At 63.3% G+C, this 18,581-nt stretch carries 23 protein-coding genes and 1 pseudogene; 12 read left to right on the forward strand and 12 right to left on the reverse strand.

Annotated elements, in window-relative coordinates:
• The first annotated feature begins 167 nt into the window (after positions 1-167).
• The 5 genes from J2Y48_RS21285 (at position 168) to aat (ending at position 4,037) form a co-directional block, all read left to right on the forward strand.
• Positions 168-929 (forward strand): DsbA family protein, encoded by a 762-nt coding sequence (locus tag J2Y48_RS21285; RefSeq protein ID WP_310422182.1) that lies wholly within the window; start codon positions 168-170, stop codon positions 927-929.
• Between the two features lie 205 nt (positions 930-1,134).
• Entirely contained in the window at positions 1,135-1,572 is a 438-nt protein-coding gene (gene aroQ, locus J2Y48_RS21290) for a type II 3-dehydroquinate dehydratase (protein ID WP_310422185.1), read from the forward strand.
• 22 nt (positions 1,573-1,594) lie between these two features.
• Positions 1,595-2,059, forward strand: a complete 465-nt coding sequence (accB, locus tag J2Y48_RS21295; RefSeq protein WP_310422187.1) for an acetyl-CoA carboxylase biotin carboxyl carrier protein — start codon at positions 1,595-1,597, stop codon at positions 2,057-2,059.
• Between the two features lie 10 nt (positions 2,060-2,069).
• Positions 2,070-3,413 carry an acetyl-CoA carboxylase biotin carboxylase subunit gene (gene accC, locus J2Y48_RS21300; protein ID WP_310422190.1) on the forward strand — a complete coding sequence of 448 codons (1,344 nt, stop codon included), beginning with the start codon at positions 2,070-2,072 and terminating at the stop codon, positions 3,411-3,413.
• Positions 3,414-3,422: 9 nt separating this feature from the next.
• Complete coding sequence (gene aat / locus J2Y48_RS21305; RefSeq protein ID WP_310422194.1) at positions 3,423-4,037, forward strand: leucyl/phenylalanyl-tRNA--protein transferase; 615 nt, start codon at positions 3,423-3,425, stop codon at positions 4,035-4,037.
• 92 nt (positions 4,038-4,129) lie between these two features.
• Here aat and J2Y48_RS21310 read toward each other — a convergent pair whose 3' ends face one another.
• The 4 genes from J2Y48_RS21310 to gatB all read right to left on the reverse strand — a co-directional run bounded on the left by J2Y48_RS21310 (position 4,130) and on the right by gatB (position 7,204).
• Complete coding sequence (locus tag J2Y48_RS21310) at positions 4,130-4,573, reverse strand: DUF2155 domain-containing protein (RefSeq protein ID WP_310422197.1); 444 nt, start codon at positions 4,571-4,573, stop codon at positions 4,130-4,132.
• Between the two features lie 79 nt (positions 4,574-4,652).
• A complete protein-coding gene (locus J2Y48_RS21315; RefSeq protein WP_310422201.1) occupies positions 4,653-5,048 on the reverse strand; it encodes an NADH:ubiquinone oxidoreductase subunit NDUFA12 in 396 nt (131 codons plus the stop codon).
• A gap of 153 nt (positions 5,049-5,201) precedes the next feature.
• A complete protein-coding gene (locus J2Y48_RS21320; RefSeq protein ID WP_310422204.1) occupies positions 5,202-5,699 on the reverse strand; it encodes a GNAT family N-acetyltransferase in 498 nt (165 codons plus the stop codon).
• Between the two features lie 2 nt (positions 5,700-5,701).
• Positions 5,702-7,204, reverse strand: coding sequence for an Asp-tRNA(Asn)/Glu-tRNA(Gln) amidotransferase subunit GatB (gatB, locus tag J2Y48_RS21325; RefSeq protein WP_310422207.1), 1,503 nt, complete (start codon positions 7,202-7,204; stop codon positions 5,702-5,704).
• A gap of 154 nt (positions 7,205-7,358) precedes the next feature.
• Here gatB and J2Y48_RS21330 point away from each other — a divergent pair, with 154 nt between their 5' ends.
• Positions 7,359-7,664, forward strand: a complete 306-nt coding sequence (locus tag J2Y48_RS21330; protein WP_310422210.1) for a DUF1294 domain-containing protein — start codon at positions 7,359-7,361, stop codon at positions 7,662-7,664.
• A 195-nt stretch (positions 7,665-7,859) separates the two neighbouring features.
• The gene (locus tag J2Y48_RS21335; protein ID WP_310422213.1) at positions 7,860-8,117 is read left to right on the forward strand and encodes a YjhX family toxin; all 258 of its coding nucleotides are present in this window, start codon (positions 7,860-7,862) and stop codon (positions 8,115-8,117) included.
• A gap of 94 nt (positions 8,118-8,211) precedes the next feature.
• Here the strand turns inward: J2Y48_RS21335 and J2Y48_RS21340 are convergent, their stop codons facing one another.
• The 5 genes and pseudogenes from J2Y48_RS21340 to J2Y48_RS21360 all read right to left on the reverse strand — a co-directional run bounded on the left by J2Y48_RS21340 (position 8,212) and on the right by J2Y48_RS21360 (position 11,881).
• Complete coding sequence (locus J2Y48_RS21340) at positions 8,212-8,721, reverse strand: GNAT family N-acetyltransferase (protein ID WP_310422215.1); 510 nt, start codon at positions 8,719-8,721, stop codon at positions 8,212-8,214.
• 59 nt (positions 8,722-8,780) lie between these two features.
• A complete protein-coding gene (gatA, locus tag J2Y48_RS21345; RefSeq protein ID WP_310422218.1) occupies positions 8,781-10,262 on the reverse strand; it encodes an Asp-tRNA(Asn)/Glu-tRNA(Gln) amidotransferase subunit GatA in 1,482 nt (493 codons plus the stop codon).
• A gap of 18 nt (positions 10,263-10,280) precedes the next feature.
• A complete protein-coding gene (locus J2Y48_RS21350; protein WP_310422221.1) occupies positions 10,281-10,757 on the reverse strand; it encodes a GNAT family N-acetyltransferase in 477 nt (158 codons plus the stop codon).
• Positions 10,758-10,761: 4 nt separating this feature from the next.
• The gene (gatC, locus tag J2Y48_RS21355) at positions 10,762-11,049 is read right to left on the reverse strand and encodes an Asp-tRNA(Asn)/Glu-tRNA(Gln) amidotransferase subunit GatC (RefSeq protein ID WP_310422226.1); all 288 of its coding nucleotides are present in this window, start codon (positions 11,047-11,049) and stop codon (positions 10,762-10,764) included.
• Positions 11,050-11,177: 128 nt separating this feature from the next.
• Positions 11,178-11,881 (reverse strand): annotated as a pseudogene (locus J2Y48_RS21360) (metal-dependent hydrolase).
• Positions 11,882-12,072: 191 nt separating this feature from the next.
• On the opposite strand from J2Y48_RS21360, the gene J2Y48_RS21365 reads away from it, so the two are divergent.
• Positions 12,073-12,378, forward strand: coding sequence for an alkylphosphonate utilization protein (locus tag J2Y48_RS21365; protein WP_310422228.1), 306 nt, complete (start codon positions 12,073-12,075; stop codon positions 12,376-12,378).
• 10 nt (positions 12,379-12,388) lie between these two features.
• The gene (gene ruvX / locus J2Y48_RS21370; protein WP_310422231.1) at positions 12,389-12,862 is read left to right on the forward strand and encodes a Holliday junction resolvase RuvX; all 474 of its coding nucleotides are present in this window, start codon (positions 12,389-12,391) and stop codon (positions 12,860-12,862) included.
• On the opposite strand, the gene J2Y48_RS21375 is transcribed toward ruvX, so the two are convergent.
• A complete protein-coding gene (locus tag J2Y48_RS21375; RefSeq protein WP_310422233.1) occupies positions 12,820-13,158 on the reverse strand; it encodes a DUF6105 family protein in 339 nt (112 codons plus the stop codon). The two genes, ruvX and J2Y48_RS21375, sit on opposite strands and share 43 nt — an antisense overlap.
• Entirely contained in the window at positions 13,155-13,313 is a 159-nt protein-coding gene (locus J2Y48_RS21380; protein WP_310422236.1) for a hypothetical protein, read from the reverse strand. The genes J2Y48_RS21375 and J2Y48_RS21380 overlap by 4 nt, the downstream gene beginning before the upstream one ends.
• A gap of 241 nt (positions 13,314-13,554) precedes the next feature.
• On the opposite strand from J2Y48_RS21380, the gene J2Y48_RS21385 reads away from it, so the two are divergent.
• On the forward strand, positions 13,555-14,487 hold the full coding sequence (locus tag J2Y48_RS21385; RefSeq protein WP_310422238.1) for an AEC family transporter: 933 nt from the start codon (positions 13,555-13,557) through the stop codon (positions 14,485-14,487).
• On the opposite strand, the gene J2Y48_RS21390 is transcribed toward J2Y48_RS21385, so the two are convergent.
• The gene (locus J2Y48_RS21390) at positions 14,472-16,121 is read right to left on the reverse strand and encodes an acyl-CoA dehydrogenase family protein (protein ID WP_310422241.1); all 1,650 of its coding nucleotides are present in this window, start codon (positions 16,119-16,121) and stop codon (positions 14,472-14,474) included. The genes J2Y48_RS21385 and J2Y48_RS21390 overlap by 16 nt on opposite strands.
• A gap of 173 nt (positions 16,122-16,294) precedes the next feature.
• Here J2Y48_RS21390 and J2Y48_RS21395 point away from each other — a divergent pair, with 173 nt between their 5' ends.
• Both J2Y48_RS21395 and J2Y48_RS21400 read left to right on the forward strand, forming a co-directional pair.
• On the forward strand, positions 16,295-17,236 hold the full coding sequence (locus J2Y48_RS21395) for an aspartate carbamoyltransferase catalytic subunit (protein WP_310422244.1): 942 nt from the start codon (positions 16,295-16,297) through the stop codon (positions 17,234-17,236).
• On the forward strand, positions 17,233-18,525 hold the full coding sequence (locus tag J2Y48_RS21400) for a dihydroorotase (protein WP_310422247.1): 1,293 nt from the start codon (positions 17,233-17,235) through the stop codon (positions 18,523-18,525). Before J2Y48_RS21395 ends, J2Y48_RS21400 begins: the two co-directional genes overlap by 4 nt.
• The last annotated feature ends 56 nt before the right edge of the window (positions 18,526-18,581 follow it).

Here is an 18,581-nt window from a genome sequence, read left to right on the forward strand (position 1 = left end):
GTTCACAATCCCGGGAGGCCCGAATTTCGGCCACTTTTGCTGTTTCGTTTGCCTCCACCTCGCCCTAAGGTCGTTATGAATGCACCGCAAGGACCGACACCGTCGCGGGCGATGAAGTTTGGCCGCGCCCGATGTGAATGCGGCCTTCGCAATGTAACGAGGACAGCATGTTTCGCACCACCAAATCGCTTGCCGCAGCGCTCGCTCTCGCCTGCACCGTGTCGATCCCCCTGCCGGCCTTGGCACTCGACGCCAAGCAGAAGGAAGAGATCGGCGCCTACATCAAGGAGTACCTGCTCGCCAATCCGGAAATCCTGATGGACATGCAGGAAGCGCTGCAACAGAAGCAGACGCTGGCGCAGCAGCAGCAGGCTGCATCGGCGATTGCCGAAAACCAGAAGGCGATCTTCAACGCCAAATACGACATCTCGCTCGGCAATCCTGATGGCGACGTCACCATCGTCGAATTCTTCGACTATAATTGCGGCTACTGCAAGCGCGCGCTCTCGGACATGGACGCGATGCTCGAGGCCGACAAGAACGTGCGCTTCGTGCTGAAGGAATTGCCGATCCTGGGTCCGGATTCACTCGCGGCCCACAAGGTGAGCGCGGCCTTCCGCGACCTCGCACCCGAAAAATACGGTGAATTCCACCGTGCACTTCTGGGCGCCGAAAGCCGTGCCACCGAGGAGAGCGCGATCGAAGTGGCCGTCAAGCTCGGCGTCAGCGAAGCCGACATCCGCAAGGCCATGGCAGAAAAGCCGCATGACGATGCCGTTCGCGATGCCTATACGCTTGCACAGAGCCTCGGCATCACCGGCACGCCCTCCTACGTGATATCGAACGAGGCCGTCTTCGGCGCCGTCGGCGTTGACGAACTCCGCGACAAGGTTGCCAATGTCCGCTCCTGCGGCAAGACGGCCTGCTGAGGGGGCGGCGCGGCCCGTTTGAAGATTGCGCGTGATCCGGTTGTCACAAACAACGTTGGGGTCCGCGCCGAGCCGCCATCTTTCCGCCATCCCGGTGCTGTTCAGCCTTGATGGTTGTGGACAAGACCGGCGCAATTCCTTTGGGCTTTCCCTGAAAGAACCGCCGGTCTATACGTAACCCACGATCCAGCAAGCGGAAATCCGAATGGCGTCAACAATCTTCGTCCTGAACGGCCCGAACCTGAATGCGCTCGGCAAGCGCGAGCCCGGCATTTATGGCGGGCATACCCTGGCCGACATCGAGGTGTTGTGCCGCGCGGAGGGCGAGAAGCTCGGTTTCGCCATCGATTTTCGCCAAACGAACCACGAGGGCACACTCGTCGACTGGATCCACGAGGCTGGCGAGACGGCCGCGGGCATCGCGATCAATGCGGGAGCGTACACGCATACCTCCATCGCGTTGCACGACGCCATCCGCGCCATCCGCATTCCCGTCGTCGAACTGCATCTGTCCAACGTGCACGCCCGCGAGGAATTCCGCCACAAGTCCATGATCGCGCCGGCGGTCAAGGGCGTCATCTGCGGCTTCGGCGAGCAAAGCTACATCCTGGCGCTGAACGCGCTGAAATCCATCACGAAATAAAGAAAAAAAGAGGCTAAATCCAATGGCTGACAAGAAACAGGGCATCGATCAGGCACTGATCCGCGATCTCGCCAACATCCTCAACGAGACGGACCTGACCGAGATCGAAGTCGAGCAGGACGAACTGCGCATCCGCGTCTCGCGCGCCGGCACGCCCCAATACATCTCGGCCCCTGTTCCAACCGCCCAGTTTGCACCTCCGGCGGCAGTCGCAGCGGCCGCTCCGGCCGCCGCTCCCGCTGCCCGTGACAACAAGAATGCCGTCACCGCGCCGATGGTCGGTACCGCATACCTTGCTCCCGCACCGGGCTCCCGTCCCTTCGTTGAAGTCGGTTCAACGGTTCAGGAGGGCCAGACGATCCTCATCATCGAAGCCATGAAGACGATGAACCAGATTTCGGCGCCGCGCTCTGGCAAGGTCACTGAAATCCTTGTCGCCGACGCCGCACCGGTCGAATATGGCGAACCCCTGATCGTCATCGAGTAAGGCCAGAGCGATGATTTCCAAAGTCCTCATAGCCAATCGCGGCGAGATCGCGCTTCGCGTTCTGCGCGCCTGCAAGGAACTCGGCATCGCCACGGTCGCCGTGCATTCGACGGCGGATGCCGACGCCATGCACGTGCGTCTCGCCGACGAGAGCGTCTGCATCGGCCCGCCGCCGTCGCGCGACAGCTACCTCAACATCCACCAGATCGTCGCAGCCTGCGAGATCACCGGTGCGGACGCCGTTCACCCGGGCTACGGCTTCCTTTCGGAGAATGCCAAGTTCGCGGAAATCCTGGACGCGCACGGGATCACCTTCATCGGCCCGACCGCCGAGCACATTCGCCTGATGGGCGACAAGATCACCGCCAAGCAGACGGCGCAGGAGCTCGGCATTCCCGTCGTTCCCGGTTCCGAGGGCGAAGTGAAGCCGGAAAACGCTCTGGAGATCGCCCGCAAGATCGGCTTCCCGGTCCTGATCAAGGCGACTGCAGGCGGCGGTGGCCGTGGCATGAAGGTCGCCCGAACCGAGGAAGATCTGGAAGTCGCCGTCGCCACCGCGCGCACCGAAGCGGCTGCCGCATTCGGCAACGACGCCGTCTACATGGAAAAGTTCCTCGGCCATCCTCGCCACATCGAGGTGCAGATCGTCGGCGACGGCGCTGGCAACGCGATCCATCTCGGCGAACGCGACTGCTCGCTGCAGCGTCGTCACCAGAAGGTCTGGGAAGAGGCCAATTCCCCTGCCCTGAACGTCGAGCAGCGTATGAAGATCGGCCAGATCTGCGCCGACGCCATGAAGAAGATGAAGTATCGCGGCGCCGGCACGATCGAGTTCCTCTACGAGGACGGCGAGTTCTATTTCATCGAGATGAACACGCGTCTGCAGGTGGAGCACCCGATCACCGAGGCGATCACTGGTATCGACCTGGTGCACGAGCAGATCCGCGTCGCCTCCGGCGCCGGGCTTTCCGTCACCCAGGACCAGATCGAGTTCTCGGGCCACGCGATCGAGTGCCGGATCAACGCCGAGGACCCGCGCACATTCGTCCCCTCGCCGGGCACCATCACGCACTTCCACGCGCCCGGCGGGCTGGGTGTGCGCGTCGATTCGGGCGCCTATCAGGGCTATCGCATCCCGCCCTACTATGACAGTCTGATCGGAAAGCTGATCGTCCACGGCCGCACCCGCGTCGAATGCATGATGCGTCTACGCCGCGTTCTTGACGAATTCGTCATTGACGGGATCAAGACGACGCTACCATTGTTTCAGGAACTGATCGCCAATCAGGACATCGCCAACGGCGACTACGACATCCATTGGCTGGAGAACTATCTGGCCAAGACTTCGGTCTAGGGGCAGAACATGGCAGGGCGACGCGGCAGGTCCCCGGAAGTTACACCGGAACTCTTGCTGCGCGCCTATTCCATCGGGCTGTTCCCGATGGCCGATTCGGCCGACGACCCGGAGCTGTTCTGGGTCGAACCGGACATACGCGGCGTGATCCCGCTCGACCGGTTCCACATCTCGCACAGCCTGGCGAAGAAGATTCGTAAAGCTCCCTACGAGATTCGTATCGACACCGCGTTCGAGGCCGTGATGGCGTGCTGCGCGGAGGCGGCGCCCGACCGCCCCTCCACCTGGATCAACAGCAAGATCAGGTCGCTCTACGCAACCCTGCATCAGATGGGTCATGCCCATAGCGTCGAGGCATGGGAAGACGGCCAACTCGTCGGCGGTCTCTACGGTGTCTCGCTGGGGGCGGCATTCTTCGGAGAAAGCATGTTCTCCCGGCGCAGCGACGCCTCAAAAATCTGCCTGGTCTATCTTGTCGATCGGCTGAAGCAGAGAGGCTTCCGGCTCCTGGACACACAGTTCACGACCGAACACCTGAAAACCTTCGGCGCGATCGATGTCCCCAAGGCCGATTACGAAGGCATGCTGGCCAAGGCGTTGGCCTCGCCAAACCTGACCTTCTGAATTCGACTGAAATCGTTGATCGGCATGTCTCGCGAAAGCAGGACCGGCTTCGCGACTTGGTGCCCGGAAGCTTCTGAACAAGCGCGAAGCACTTAATTGCCGTCCGTCGACGCCGGCGGCGGAACGTCGGATTTCGCCTTGCACTCCGTGAGCCAGACGTCAAAGACCGGATGCTCGACGGCATTCAGGCCCGGACTTTCAGCGAACATCCAGCCGGTGAAGATGCGGCGGATCTTTCGGTCGAGTGTGATCTCGTTCACCTCGACGAACGAGTCCACCTTCTGCGCCTCGGTGTCGTCGCGGTTGTAGCAGACGCGCGGCGTGACCTGCAGCGCGCCGAACTGCACTGTTTCCCCAACATAGACATCGAACGAGGTGATGCGGCCGGTGATCTTGTCGAGTCCGGAAAACACCGCGACGGGATTGGAGATGCGGGCAGCTTCCGCCGGCGCGCCAGCGGACAAAACCGTCATCGCGACCGCGGCAATTGCCGCAGCAGCCCGCGAAACGATCCTGAGCGTGCCGGCCGTTGCCATCCCTGTGTCTCCTGCGAATTCCCGTCGCCGGCTCGTGCCGGCACGGTATGCGCTAACCGTCAAATGTGGCGAAAGCGTATCAGTTGCGCGGCGTCCAGGCGTCGTAGTCGCCGGTGACGCGCGGACGTTCGCCCGAAACGGCGAGCGAGCCAGGCGGGCGATAGGCCTGGGAGGTGCCGGTCGAATTGGCGCGGTGGTTCTTCTGCCAGTCGCGTGGTTCGTAGTTCTCGTCGGCGGGAGAAACATCAGTGCGGTGGTGCATCCAACCGTGCCAGCCCGGCGGAATGGCCGAGGCATCGGCGTAGCCGTTGTAAATGACCCAGCGGCGCGTGCGGCCTTCGGAATCCTTGCCACCCTGGTAGTAGACGTTGCCGAACTGGTCTTCGCCGACCTTCTTGCCGTTGCGCCAGGTATGGAAGCGCGTGCCGATGGTCTGCCCGTTCCACCAGGTGAAGATCTGCTTGAGAAGGTTCATGATTGCCGTCCTTGGACGGACCTGCCGCCTGCAGGCCCGCTGTCGAAATGATCAATCGCTTATGGCGCGACAAGCCTTGAATGTCCAGCGATTCCCGCCATTTCCAGCCGGTTTTGCCGCGACAGTTCGTTGCTGCGGCAAAGCCGGGAGTCTCTAGCCGAGCATCTTTTCGTAGATCAACGCAGCGATCCCGGAATGACCGCCGCCGCAATTGGCGGTCTCCCCGACCTTCGCAAATCCATGCGCCTCGTAGAAGCCGATCGCCCTGGCGTTCTCCGGATCCACCTCCAGCCGCATGACCTTCGCGTCGGGAAAGCAGGTCTCGAGCTCGGCGAACATGTCCCGGCCGATCCCCTGCCCCTGATGCTGCGGCAGGACATAGAGCTGATGCAGGATCGCGACCTTCGGCTCGGTCTTCGACATGGCGGCATAGCCCATTCCGCCGAGTGCCTTGCCGTCGTCGGCGACGACGAATTCGGCATCGCGGCGCGCAAGCTGCACCTTCAAGGCCTCGACCGAATGCCACTTGGCCGTGATCTCCTTGACCTGCTCGGCACCGTAGAGCGTGTCATAGGTCGCGTGCCACGCCTCCCCCAGGAGCGCGCTGACCTTGGCCAAATCGCGCTCGGAGGCAGTGCGGACGAAGAACACGGTTATTCCTCGATGCCGAGCTTGGCCTTCACGAGCGCCTGCACGGCCTGCGGGTTGGCCTTGCCGCCCGTCGCCTTCATCACCTGGCCGACAAACCAGCCGGCCAGCGACGGCTTGGCCTTGACCTTCTCGACCTGATCCGGATTGGCCGCGATGATCTCATCGACGGCCTTCTCGATCGCGCCGGTGTCGGTCACCTGCTTCATGCCGCGGCTTTCGACGATCTCCGCCGGTACGCCACCCTCGTTCCAGACAATCTCGAACAGGTCCTTGGCGAGCTTGCCGGAGATCGTGCCGTCCTTGATGAGGTCGATGATGCCGCCCAGCTGACCGGGAGAAACCGGTGTGTTTTCAATGCCTTTTCCGGCCTTGTTCAACGCTCCCAGGAGGTCATTGATGACCCAGTTGGCAGCGAGTTTGCCATCGCGGCCGGCAGCCACCGCCTCGAAATAGTCGGCGATCGCCTTTTCCGAGACGAGCACCGAGGCATCGTAGACGGACAGGCCGAGCTCGCGCACGAAGCGCTCCTTCTTGTCGTCCGGCAGCTCCGGCAGATGCACCCGCAAATCCTCGACATAGGCGTCGTCGAACTCGAGCGGCAGCAGGTCCGGATCGGGGAAATAACGGTAATCGTGCGCGTCCTCCTTGGAGCGCATCGAGCGGGTCTCGCCCTTGTTCGGGTCGAACAGGCGGGTCTCCTGATCGATCACACCGCCGTCCTCGAGAATGCCGATCTGGCGGCGGGCCTCGTACTCGATCGCCTGGCCGACGAAGCGGATCGAGTTGACGTTCTTGATCTCGCAGCGCGTACCAAAACCCTCGCCGGGGCGGCGCACGGACACGTTTACGTCGGCGCGCATCGAGCCCTCGTCCATGTTGCCGTCGCAGGTACCGAGATAGCGCAGGATGGTACGGAGCTTGGTCACATAAGCCTTCGCCTCGTCGGAAGAGCGCAGGTCCGGCTTGGAGACGATCTCCATCAGCGCCACGCCGGAGCGGTTCAGGTCGACATAGGACATGGTGGCATGCTGGTCGTGCATCGACTTGCCGGCGTCCTGCTCTAGGTGCAGGCGCTCGATGCCAATTTCGACATCCTCGAACTGGCCCTGACGGTCGGGGCCGACGGAGATGACGATCTTGCCCTCGCCGACGATCGGATCCTTGTACTGCGAAATCTGGTAGCCCTGCGGCAGGTCCGGATAGAAATAGTTCTTCCGGTCGAAGATCGAACGATTGTTGATCTTCGCCTTCAGGCCAAGGCCGGTACGGATCGCCTGCTTGACGCATTCCTCGTTGATGACCGGCAGCATGCCGGGCATGGCCGCGTCGACGAGCGAAACGTTGGCGTTCGGCGCCTTGCCGAACTCGGTCGAGGCGCCGGAGAAAAGCTTCGAATTGCTGGTGACCTGGGCGTGCACCTCCAGGCCGATGATAACTTCCCAATCGCCGGTGGCGCCGGGAATGTAGCGTTTCGGTTCGGAGGTACGGACGTCGACAATGGTCATGGTGAGCTCTTTGGAAGTCGCTTCAGGTGCCTGATTTTCACTTGTGTCGGTAGACCATATGGACTGGCGGCGCAAGGCTTTGCCGGTTCGACGGAGTCGGCCAGCACCGCAATCCGGATAGCCGACGTTAACGCGGCTCGGATAGGCTCGCTGCATGACCGTCCTGCTGAGCCTCGCCGTCCTGCTGTTCGTCAACCTGACGACATTCCTTGTTTTCTGGTGGGACAAGGCGGCGGCCCGCGCTGGCAGGTGGCGCGTTCAGGAGAGCACCCTCCTCGGCCTGGCCCTCGCCGGCGGAAGTCTCGGCGCCGTTTTCGCCCAGAAACTTCTGCGACACAAGACACGCAAGGAGCCGTTCCGGTCCCTGCTGAACCTCATCATCGGCGGCCAGCTTGCCCTGGCCATCGCCTGGATTTCGGCACCGAACTGGTTGCCCCAACTGGTTGCGCAGATGCCTTGACGGGCACGCGCCGGCTTCATAGGCTCTGGCCGGAATAGTGGAGCCTTTATGTTCTCTTCGTCTGAGTCCCGCTGAGGGCCCTGCCCGCAACTCTCTTGCGCGCATGGGCCGGAAAAAACGTTTCAGCCCGCCCGACCTCGTCTGGCGGATCGTTTTTTCGCGTTCTTCGAGGACGCCTCTCGGACTTCAACAACTATGGACATTTCTCGCGCCGAACAGCGCATTCTCCATCTGCTCGCCCAGGGCGGCAGGATCGAACTCGAACGGGACGACACCCGGACCATCATCAACGTCTATTGCATCACGCGGGACGGCTGGCGCGCCGGCGGCCTGAACATGGAGTTGTTTCGTAAACTCAAGCGGCGCAAATGCATCGCATCCAGCGACGGAAAACCCTACCGCATCACCCAGCGCGGGTTGGTCCTGGTGCGTTCGCAACTGGACAACCGGTGAGAGGACGTGCGCGGCTTCGGCCGCGCGCGTCAGCGCGCCGTACGCGATGACAGGAACAGGGAACATTTCTGGGTTTTCCCGGCGATCGGGCCGATCAGAAGCCGCCCGGCCCGTAGCCTATGGGCTGATCGTCGACCAGTTGCCGCCGCAGCCCGACCGATTCCACATCCCTGTCGAGCTTTGGCGAATAGGTCACGGACAGCCAGTTGACCGCGTAGCCCTGCTTCCGGAAGAAGGCGAGCGCCGGCGCATTGCGGGCATGGGTCTGCAGGTCCGCCGCCTCGAATCCGGAGCGGCGCATCTCGTCTTCGAGTGTCGCCAGGAGTGCCGTGCCTACGCCCTGCCGCTGTGCGGCGGGATTGACCCAGAGATCGGTGATCTCCTCGTCCATCTTCTCACGCGCCGCCCATCCGGCGATGGTGCCGCCCTCCGCAACGATCACGGTCACCCATTTCGCAGCGAGGAACTGCAGGAAGGCTTCGCGTGCATTGTCTCTGAGCGCATCGAGGTCGGCGACGCTGGTCGCCGCCTGCTCCCAGGCGCGCAGGCCGATCTCGGCAAGTGCTGGAACATCGTCCGTGGTCGCGGATCGGATGGTAATCATGATGCCGGTGCTCTACCGGCCTTATAAAACCATCCGAATCGTCGCATGGCGAAAGCCTGTTACCACCACTTCTGCGGCGCGAAGCGACCGGCGGCCTGTTCGATGACGTGTGCGGTCTTGAACAGCGTTTCTTCCTCGAACGGCCTGCCGATCAGCTGCAGGCCGAGCGGCAGGCCCTTGTGGTCGAGGCCGGCGGGGACGGCGATGCCCGGCAGGCCGGCCATGTTCACCGTTACCGTGAAGATGTCGTTCAGGTACATCTTGACCGGATCGGCGGCGAGATCCTCGTCGGCGATGCCGAAGGCGGACGACGGGGTCGCTGGCGTCAGGATCGCGTCGACGCCGGCCTGGAAGGCCAGTTCGAAATCGCGCTTGATCAGGGTGCGGACCTTCTGCGCCCGCAGGTAGTAGGCATCGTAGTAGCCGGCCGACAGCACGTAGGTGCCGATCATGATGCGGCGCTTGACCTCCTGGCCGAAGCCGGCGGCGCGCGTCTTCTCGTACATGTCGACGATGTCCTTGCCATCGACGCGCAGGCCGTAGCGCACGCCGTCATAGCGGGCGAGGTTCGACGAAGCTTCGGCCGGAGCGACGATGTAGTAGGCCGGCAGCGCATATTTCGTGTGCGGCAGGGTGATGTCGACGATCTCGGCGCCGGCCTCCTTCAGCCAGGCGATGCCCTGCTGCCAGAGCGCCTCGATCTCTTCCGGCATGCCATCGACGCGGTATTCCTTCGGAATGCCGATCTTCATGCCCTTGACCGACTGGCCGATCGATTTCTCGTAGTCCGGCACCGGCAGGTCGACGGAGGTGGTGTCCTTCGAATCGACGCTCGCCATCGATTTCAGCAGGATGGCCGCATCGCGGACGTCGCGGGCGATCGGGCCCGCCTGGTCGAGCGACGAGGCGAAGGCGACGATGCCCCAGCGCGAGCAGCGGCCATAGGTCGGCTTGATGCCGACGGTGCCGGTGAAGGCGGCCGGCTGGCGGATCGAGCCGCCGGTATCGGTCGCGGTCGCACCGGCGCAGAGGAACGCCGAGACGGCGGCGGCCGAGCCGCCGGAGGAGCCGCCCGGTACGAGGTCCAGGTTGGAATCCTTGGCGCGCCACGGGTTCTTCACCGGGCCGTAGTAGGAGCTCTCGTTCGACGAGCCCATGGCGAACTCGTCCATGTTCAGCTTGCCGAGCATGACGGCGCCATCGTTCCACAGGTTCTGGGAGACGGTCGATTCGTATTTCGGCTTGAAGCCGTCGAGGATGTGGCTGCAGGCCTGGGTGTGGACGTCGCGGGTGCCGAACAGGTCCTTGATGCCAAGCGGAATGCCTTCCAGCGCACCGGCCTTGCCCTCGGCGATCCGGGCATCCGACGCCTTTGCCATCTCACGGGCCTTCTCCGGCGTGACAGTGACATAGGCGTTCAGCGCACCGTTGGCGGCATCGATCGCGGACAGATAGGCCTCCGTCAGCTCGACGGCGGTGATCTCCTTGGCGCCGAGCTTCTCGCGGGCTTCGGCAATGGTCAGGCGGGTCAGATCGGTCATGGTTCTATCTTTTCGCGGTCACGCAGCGCTGGAGGCGCGTCCAAGCTGCTTCTGATAAAAAACGGAATAGGGGCTGTCCGGATAGTCGAGCACCGGGCCACAGCGAGTAAAGCCGGCCTTCTCGTAGATCGCCCAGGCAGCGGGATGCTGGTCGCCGGTCTCGAGCACGAGCTCGGCAAGGCCGTCCTCTTCAGCGGCTGCGACGATCTTCGCCAGAATCTCCCGTCCGACGCCCCTGCCCTGGCACTCGGGCCGGGTGAACATGCGCTTCACTTCGCCGACATCGGCCGTATGGCGCTTCAACGCGCCGCAGGCGATTGCCCTGCCGTCCTCGCGCGCGATCCAGACGGTGACGCCAGGCTCCGCCATCTGCTCCACCGTCAGGTGGTAGCAGGCCTCCGGCGGCGACAGCGCCAGCAGAGCCTCGTTCAACTCCGCGACCAGTTCGCGCACCTCGTCCTGCAACGGACTTTCGACGGCGATTGAAACGGCCAAGGGCTTACTCCACGACCTTCGGCACGAGGAAGAAGTCGCGGTCGGAGACAGGCGCGTTGGCGACCACATCCGCGGCCTTGTTGCCGTCGGTAACGAGGTCGTCTCGCTCCTTCATCGCCATCGGCGTCACCGAGGTCATCGGCTCGACGCCTTCGATATCGACTTCACTCAACTGCTCAACAAAGCCGAGGATGCCGTTTAGCTCCCCCATCATGCGTTGGGCTTCGTCCTCGCTGACCGCGATACGGGCGAGATGGGCCACCCGTTTGACGGTGGCAAGATCAACAGACATCGGCACTCTCCGGTCGGAAATTTCCTATCCGCTATAATGACCAAGCCCCGGCAGCGCAACGGGGGAATGTGTGCGGGGCCTGGCAGCAGGTCCGGGTCCCGCCTGACTGGCCGCCCCGTTACACGCAGCTACCGCGATACCGAGCCGCCCACCTTCGGCACTTCGACCTTGCCCTTCACTTCGTCCATCGCCGCGACGAAGGTGTCGGCCGTCTGGTCGATGATGGGGAACGAGCCGTAGTGGCAGGGGATGACCGTGCCAAACTTGAAGAAGCGCTGGCAGGCGAGCGCGGCCACCGCACCGCCCATGGTGAAGCGGTCGCCGATCGGCACGAGGCCGATCTCCGGCTGATGCAGTTCGTTGATCAGCGCCATGTCGGAGAAGATATCCGTATCGCCCATGTGATAGAGCGTCGGTTCGTCATCGAAATGCAGCACCAGGCCGTTGGCGTTGCCGAGCGAATGGGAAACACCATCTTCGGAAATTTGCGCGGAGGAATGCAACGCGTTGACGAAGGTTGTGGAGAAACCATCGAAATGAATGGTGCCGCCGGTGTTGCCGGCCTCAAGCTTCCGAACACCCTTCGAGCCGAGCCAGGCAGCAAGGTCGGCATTCGCCAGGACCGTGGCGCCGGTCTCCTTGGCGATCTTGACCGTGTCGCCGACGTGGTCGCCGTGGCCGTGCGTGAGCAGGATATGCGTCAGGCCGGCGGTCGCGTCCCTGCGGGTCGATTCGTCAAAGGACGGGTTGCCGGTGAAAAACGGATCGATCAGGATTTTCGCCTTCCCGTCTCGATGCGGAAGGCCGAATGGCCGAGCCAGGTGATCTTCATGGTATTCTCCCGTTGGACTTCCGCCGCCTTATGCCATAGAGCATGGCGCACCTAAAGCAGCTCGATTGCCTTGACACTCCTCGCGACACAGGCAGCACCTGTCGCGGTGGGGTCCTTGCCAATTGGCGGATAGCGGCCTGTGAAAACGCAGCCGCCTCACCGTAGCATCCAGACTACCAATGGAGACCAACATGGCCAACAGCGACGACGAATATGTGTACGACGAAGCCACCGGCGATTGGCGTCCGGCCTCCGAAGTCGCGGCCGCTGCAGCCGCCAGCCAGCCAATGGCGCGCGATGCTGCTGGCAACGCTCTCGCCGACGGCGATTCGGTCACCCTCATCAAGGACCTGAAGGTTAAAGGCACCAACACGACCATCAAGCAGGGCACGGTCATCCGGTCGATTCGCCTGACCGACAATCCGGAGGAAATCGACTGCCGCCACGAGACGATCAAGGGTCTCGTGCTGCGCACCGAATTCGTCCGCAAGCGGTAGGTGTTACTGCATGGCGACCCTGACCATCGAAGAACTCGCCGCCGTGCTGGAGCGCGGCCAGCCGATTGCCGGGCTGGACCTCGGCACCAAGACGATCGGCCTTTCCGTTTCCGATCTCGGCCGCAGGTTTGCCACGCCGCGCCCGGTGCTCAAGCGGGTGAAGTTCGGCATCGATGCAGACACCCTGCTCGCCTTTGCCGAAACGGAAAAGATTGTGGCCTTCGTCATCGGCCTGCCGATGAACATGGACGGCAGCGCCGGCCCGCGTGTGCAGGCGACGCGCGCCTTCGTTCGCTCCATGGGTGAAAAGACAGACATTCCCTTCGTCTTCTGGGACGAACGGCTGTCGACGGTCGCGGCGGAGCGGACGCTGATCGAGATGGATGTGTCGCGCAAGAAGCGGGCGGAGCGGATCGATTCCGCCGCCGCCTCCTTCATCCTTCAGGGCGCGTTGGACAGGCTCTCGGCGCTCGGCAAATCCTGAGCAGACCCATCTGATCGCAGCTGGCGGCGGCCTTTCCACCAGGCCATGATGCGCTTGCGCCTGCGGAAGGCGATGATGGCGAAGACGAACAGGCTGTCGATGACGATGGCGCGCGCCACCAGCGGCGGGATGCTCTCCGGCGGCATGCCCAGCACATGGCCATAGATCCGGAACACCAGGTCATGGGCATCGCGCGTCAGCATGAAGATGCCGAAGCTCATATCATAATAGGACAGGCCGTACCAACTGCCAAGGAAAGCGATGGGCGCCGCCCAGAGGATCAGGAACCACTTCATGCCATCCTCTCCTCGCTGATGAACACGGTCCCCATCGCCAACCCGATCTCGCGCACGGCGGCGAGGCTCAGCAGCACGGCGGTGGGCACGGCTATGTCGAGCGCCAGGGTAGCAAAGAAGGCCGTCATGGCCAGTATCGGTCCCGCTCTCGTCATGGCGCCGCATCTTCACATGGTTAACAAATCCTTAACGACGACACTTTCCTCCCTCCCGTGCGACGACGCAATGCAAACCCTTGGTTAAGGTTAATTTCCACACGCCTGCGGCGTTTGCAGCAACGCAACCTCATCGTGCATCCAATGAGATAGGGCCGCATCCGGCAAATCAACCTCGGGGATTGCCCTTCTCACGGACACGTGAAATGACGACCGGAAATTCCATGCCGGTCACTCCCAAATGCTCGTCATCTTCGAAAGCACCCTGCCCGTCTTCCTGCTCGTCATTCTTGGCATGCTCCTCAAGCGCTGGCGGAAGATCGACGACGGGCTCTGGCTCGGCCTTGAACAGCTCGGCTTCTATGTCCTGTTTCCGGCTCTGCTCTTTTCCACGCTGGCGCAGGCGGATTTTGGCGGCATGGCCGCAGCCACGCTCGCGATCACGTCGATCGGATCGGTCACCCTGATGTCCGGCGCGATCCTTCTGTGCTGGCCGCTGTTTCGTGGCGCCGGCGTGTCGGCGCCGGCCTTTACCACGGTGGTCCAGACTTCAACCCGCTGGAACGGCTTCATGGCGCTTGCCATCGCCGGCAAGCTCTACGGAACGGACAGCATGGCGTTGCTGGCGTTGATCATGACGCTCATCATCATCCCGATCAACTTCTACAACATCGCCATCCTCGTCTGGTTCGGCGGCGGGGCGCGCGATATCCGCGTGTTCCTGACAAAGATCGTCACAAATCCACTGATCATCGCGGCCGTTCTCGGCACGCTGTTCAATCTGGCCGGAATCCGCCTCTACCCGCCGCTGATGGAGGCGATCGGCCTCATGGGCGAAACCTCGCTCAGCCTTGGCCTCGTCATGGTCGGCGCAGGTCTCAGGATAGCGGACGCACTGAGGCCGCGGGCGATCGCCGTTCTACCGGTCGGATTGAAGCTTCTTCTGATGCCCTTGATGATGACCGGCGCCGCCTGGTTGGCGGGCATCGACGGCGAGGCGCTTCTGACCGTCGCGCTCGGTGCGAGCGTGCCGACGGCGATGAACGGTTATCTGCTGGCCAAGCAGATGGGCGGCGACGCACCGCTCTATGCCGCCGTCGCCACGATGCAGACGGCAACGTCCTTCTTCACCATTCCGCTCGTCCTGATGCTGACGGCCTACGCTGCCGGATAAAGAAGGTCGACGATGTAGGCCGAATCGAAGCGCGAATCGAGCATGCCATAGGTGGAGCGCCAGCCCGCGGCCAGACGCGTCTCGAGGAAGGCATCGGCGATGCGCCCGGCACCGATCCGGTTGAGTTCGGCGGCGGCAGCCGACAGGGCCAATTGCTCGACCAGCATGCGAGCGGCCCCCTCGTCGCGGTCGCAAAGCGAGGTGGCTGCGCGCAGCACCTCGACGGTCTTCCGACCCGATGGCCCCAGATCCTGGGCAATGCCGGCAAAAACCGACTCGAACAGATCCTTGCCGCGCGATAGCACGCGCAGCACGTCGAGCGCCATAACGTTGCCCGACCCTTCCCAGATCGCGTTGACGGGCGCCTCGCGATAGTGGCGAGCGATCGGGCGCTCCTCGACGTAGCCGCTGCCGCCGATGCACTCCATCGCCTCGTAGATCAGCGCTGGGGCGATCTTGCAGCACCAGTATTTCGTTACCGGCGTCATGACGCGGGCATAGGCCGCATCATCGGCGCTCACAGGTGCGCGGTCGAAGGCTTCGGCGAGGCGCAGCGACAGCGCGGTGGCGGCAGCCACGTCCAGCGCCATATCGGCCAGCACGCGTGTCATGATCGGCTGCTGGATCAAAACCTTGCCGAAAACCTTCCGGCCCCGCGTATGGTGCACGGCTTCGGCAAGCGAGGCGCGCATCATGCCGCTGGAGGCCAAAGCGCAATCGAGCCGCGTCAAGGTCACCATATCGAGGATGGTGCGGACGCCCGCATCCGGCGCACCGAGCAGGAAGCCGAACGTGTCGGTGAACTCGACCTCGGACGAGGCATTCGAGCGGTTGCCGATCTTGTCCTTCAGCCGCTGGAACCGAAGCCCGTTGGCTGTCCCGTCTTCCAGCAGCCGCGGCACGAGGAAACACCCCATGCCGTCACGCGTCTGCGCCAGCATCACGAAGGCGTCGCTCATCGGCGCCGACATGAACCATTTGTGGCCGCTGAGGCGATAGATCCCCTCGCCCACGCGCTCGGCGGTGGTGGTGTTGGCGCGAACGTCCGTGCCGCCCTGCTTCTCCGTCATGCCCATGCCGATCGTAAGCGCCGTCTTCTGCATGGCGGGTCGATTGGTGCTGTCGTACTTGCGCGACAGGATCCGACCGCCCCATTCGCGCTGCACGACCGGCGACGCGGAGATTGCCGCAACTGATGCGCTGGTCATGGTCAGCGGGCAGAGGTGACCGCATTCGAGTTGTGCGGTGAGGTAGAAGCGGACTGCGCGCGCCTTGTGCGCCCGTCCCCGTTCCTCCGGCAGGTTCTCCCAGATCGACGAATGCAGACCGCTCACCATGGATCGGCGCATCAGCGCATGCCAGGCCGGGTGGAAATCAACGACATCCAGGCGCTCGCCGCGGGGACCGTGGGTGCGCAACTGCGGCGGTGATTCATTGGCCATCCGCGCCAGTTCCTGCATTTCGGGCGCTGTCACGTGGCGGCCGAGCGCATCGAATTCATCGCGCAGGGATTTCGGCAGCGAGGCCGTCCCGTCGACCAGCAAGGGATCGGACCGATAGGCATTGATGCCCGTCCAGAGCTTCGGCTGGTTCAGGTCGGTAAGGGTTTGTTCGGTCCGGGTCAGTTGAGTCATGATGGGGTTCTAACCTAACTGCTCGCGGTGTGAAACGGGTGACCGCGAGCGTGGCTGCAAAGAATGCCGGCAAAAGCGCGCTGATCCAGGCGCAAGACCCGCCTGCCGCCTTGCCGCGTGGATGTTGAGCCTCTATAGACCCGGCTTATTCAAAGACAGTCGAGGCGACCACAATGGATTCCTTTCCGCATCGCCACCTGCTCGGCATCAAGGGATTGACCGAGCCGGAAATCACCTACCTGCTCGACAAGGCGGATGCCGCCGTCAACATCAGCCGGCAACGGGAAAAGAAAACCTCGACGCTTCGCGGCCTGACCCAGATCAACCTCTTCTTCGAGGCATCGACGCGGACGCAGTCCTCCTTCGAGCTCGCCGGCAAACGGCTCGGCGCCGACGTCATGAACATGTCGGTTGGCAATTCGTCGGTGAAGAAGGGCGAGACGCTGATCGATACGGCGATGACGCTGAACGCCATGCACCCAGACGTGCTGGTCGTACGCCACTCGTCTGCCGGTGCCGCGGCCCTTCTCGCTCAAAAGGTCTCGTGCTCGGTCGTCAACGCCGGCGATGGCCAACACGAACACCCGACCCAGGCGCTGCTCGACGCCCTCACCATCCGCCGTGCCAAGGGCAAGCTCTCGCGCATCATCGTCGCCATCTGCGGCGACGTGCTGCACTCTCGCGTGGCCCGCTCGAACATCCTGCTCCTAAATGCCATGGGCGCGCGGGTGCGGGTCGTGGCGCCGGCGACGCTGCTTCCGAACGGGATCGCCCAGATGGGCGCGGAGGTCTACCATTCCATGGAGGAGGGCCTGAAGGACGCCGACGTCGTGATGATGCTGCGCCTCCAGCGCGAGCGAATGTCGGGCGCCTTCGTCCCGTCGGTGCGCGAGTACTTCCGTTACTTCGGGCTCGACGCCGAAAAGTTGAAGGCCGCCAAGGACGATGCGCTCGTCATGCATCCGGGACCGATGAACCGCGGCGTCGAAATCGCCTCGGAGATCGCCGACGGCCCGCAGAGCGTCATCGAGCAGCAGGTGGAGATGGGCGTTGCCGTCCGCATGGCCGTGATGGAGACCCTCCTCGTTTCGCAGAACCAGGGACCGCGCGCATGACCCGTCCGACCGTCATCCAGAACGTCCGCATCATCGACCCATCCCGCAATCTCGACGAGACGGGCAGCATCGTCATCGAGAACGGCCGGATCGCGGCTGCCGGCAAGGAAGCCCTTAACCAGGGCACGCCCGAAGCGGCTCAAATCGTCGATGGCTCGGGCCTTGTCGCGGCCCCGGGCCTTGTCGACGCCCGCGTCTTCACCGGCGAACCGGGTGGCGAGCATCGTGAGACCATCGAGTCGGCCGCGCGCGCGGCGGCCGTCGGCGGCATCACCTCCTTCATCATGATGCCGGACACCGATCCGGTGATCGATGACATCGCGCTGGTCGAGTACGTGCTGAAGACGGCGCGCGACAAGGCGGTCGTCCATGTCCATCCGGCCGCAGCACTGACGAAGGGGCTGGCGGGAACCGAGATGACCGAGTTCGGCCTCCTGCGCGAGGCCGGTGCCGTCTGCTTCACCAATGGACGTCATGCGATGCATGACAGCCAGGTGCTGCGCCGGGCGATGACATACGCCCGTGATTTCAACACGGTGATCGCGCTAGAAACCCGCGACAAGCATCTTGGCGCGGGCGGCGTGATGAACGAGGGCCTGCTTGCGAGCTGGCTCGGCCTATCCGGCACGCCGCGTGAAGCGGAACTCATCCCGCTGGAGCGCGACCTGCGGCTAGCCGGTTTGACACGCGCCGCCTATCACGCCGCGCAGATCTCGGTGCCGGAATCGGCGGAGGCCATCCGCCTCGCCCGCAAGCGTGGCGCGAACGTCACCTGCGGCATTTCGATCAATCACCTGACGCTGAACGAGAACGACATCGGCGAATACCGAACCTTCTTCAAGCTATCGCCCCCCTTGCGCGGCGAAGACGACCGCAAGGCCATGGTCGAGGCGCTCGCCGATGGCACGATCGACATCATCGTCTCCTCACACGATCCGCAGGACGTCGACACCAAGCGCCTGCCCTTTGCCGATGCGGCCGATGGTGGGATCGGCCTTGAGACATCGCTTGCAGCCGCTCTGCGCCTGTATCACAGCGGTGATGTCGGCCTGATGCGCTTGATCGACGCGATGTCCACGCGCCCAGCGCAAATCTTCGGCCTCGACGCCGGCACGCTCAAGCCCGGTGCGATTGCGGATATCGTCCTGATCGACCTGGAGGAACCGTGGATCGCCGCAAAGGACGGCTTCGTCTCGCGCTCGAAGAACACGCCCTTCGAGGATGCCCGCTTTACGGGACGGGCACTTCAAACCTATGTTGCGGGCGACCGCGTCCATTCGGTGCGGTAGCATTTCAAAGGTGCGCATCCCTGCAGACGGGACCAAATGGATGCGCGAGGGGGCAA

Origin of the sequence: Mycoplana sp. BE70, assembly GCF_031455855.1 — a bacterium.
In the GTDB taxonomy this organism is placed as follows: Bacteria; Pseudomonadota; Alphaproteobacteria; order Rhizobiales; family Rhizobiaceae; genus Mycoplana.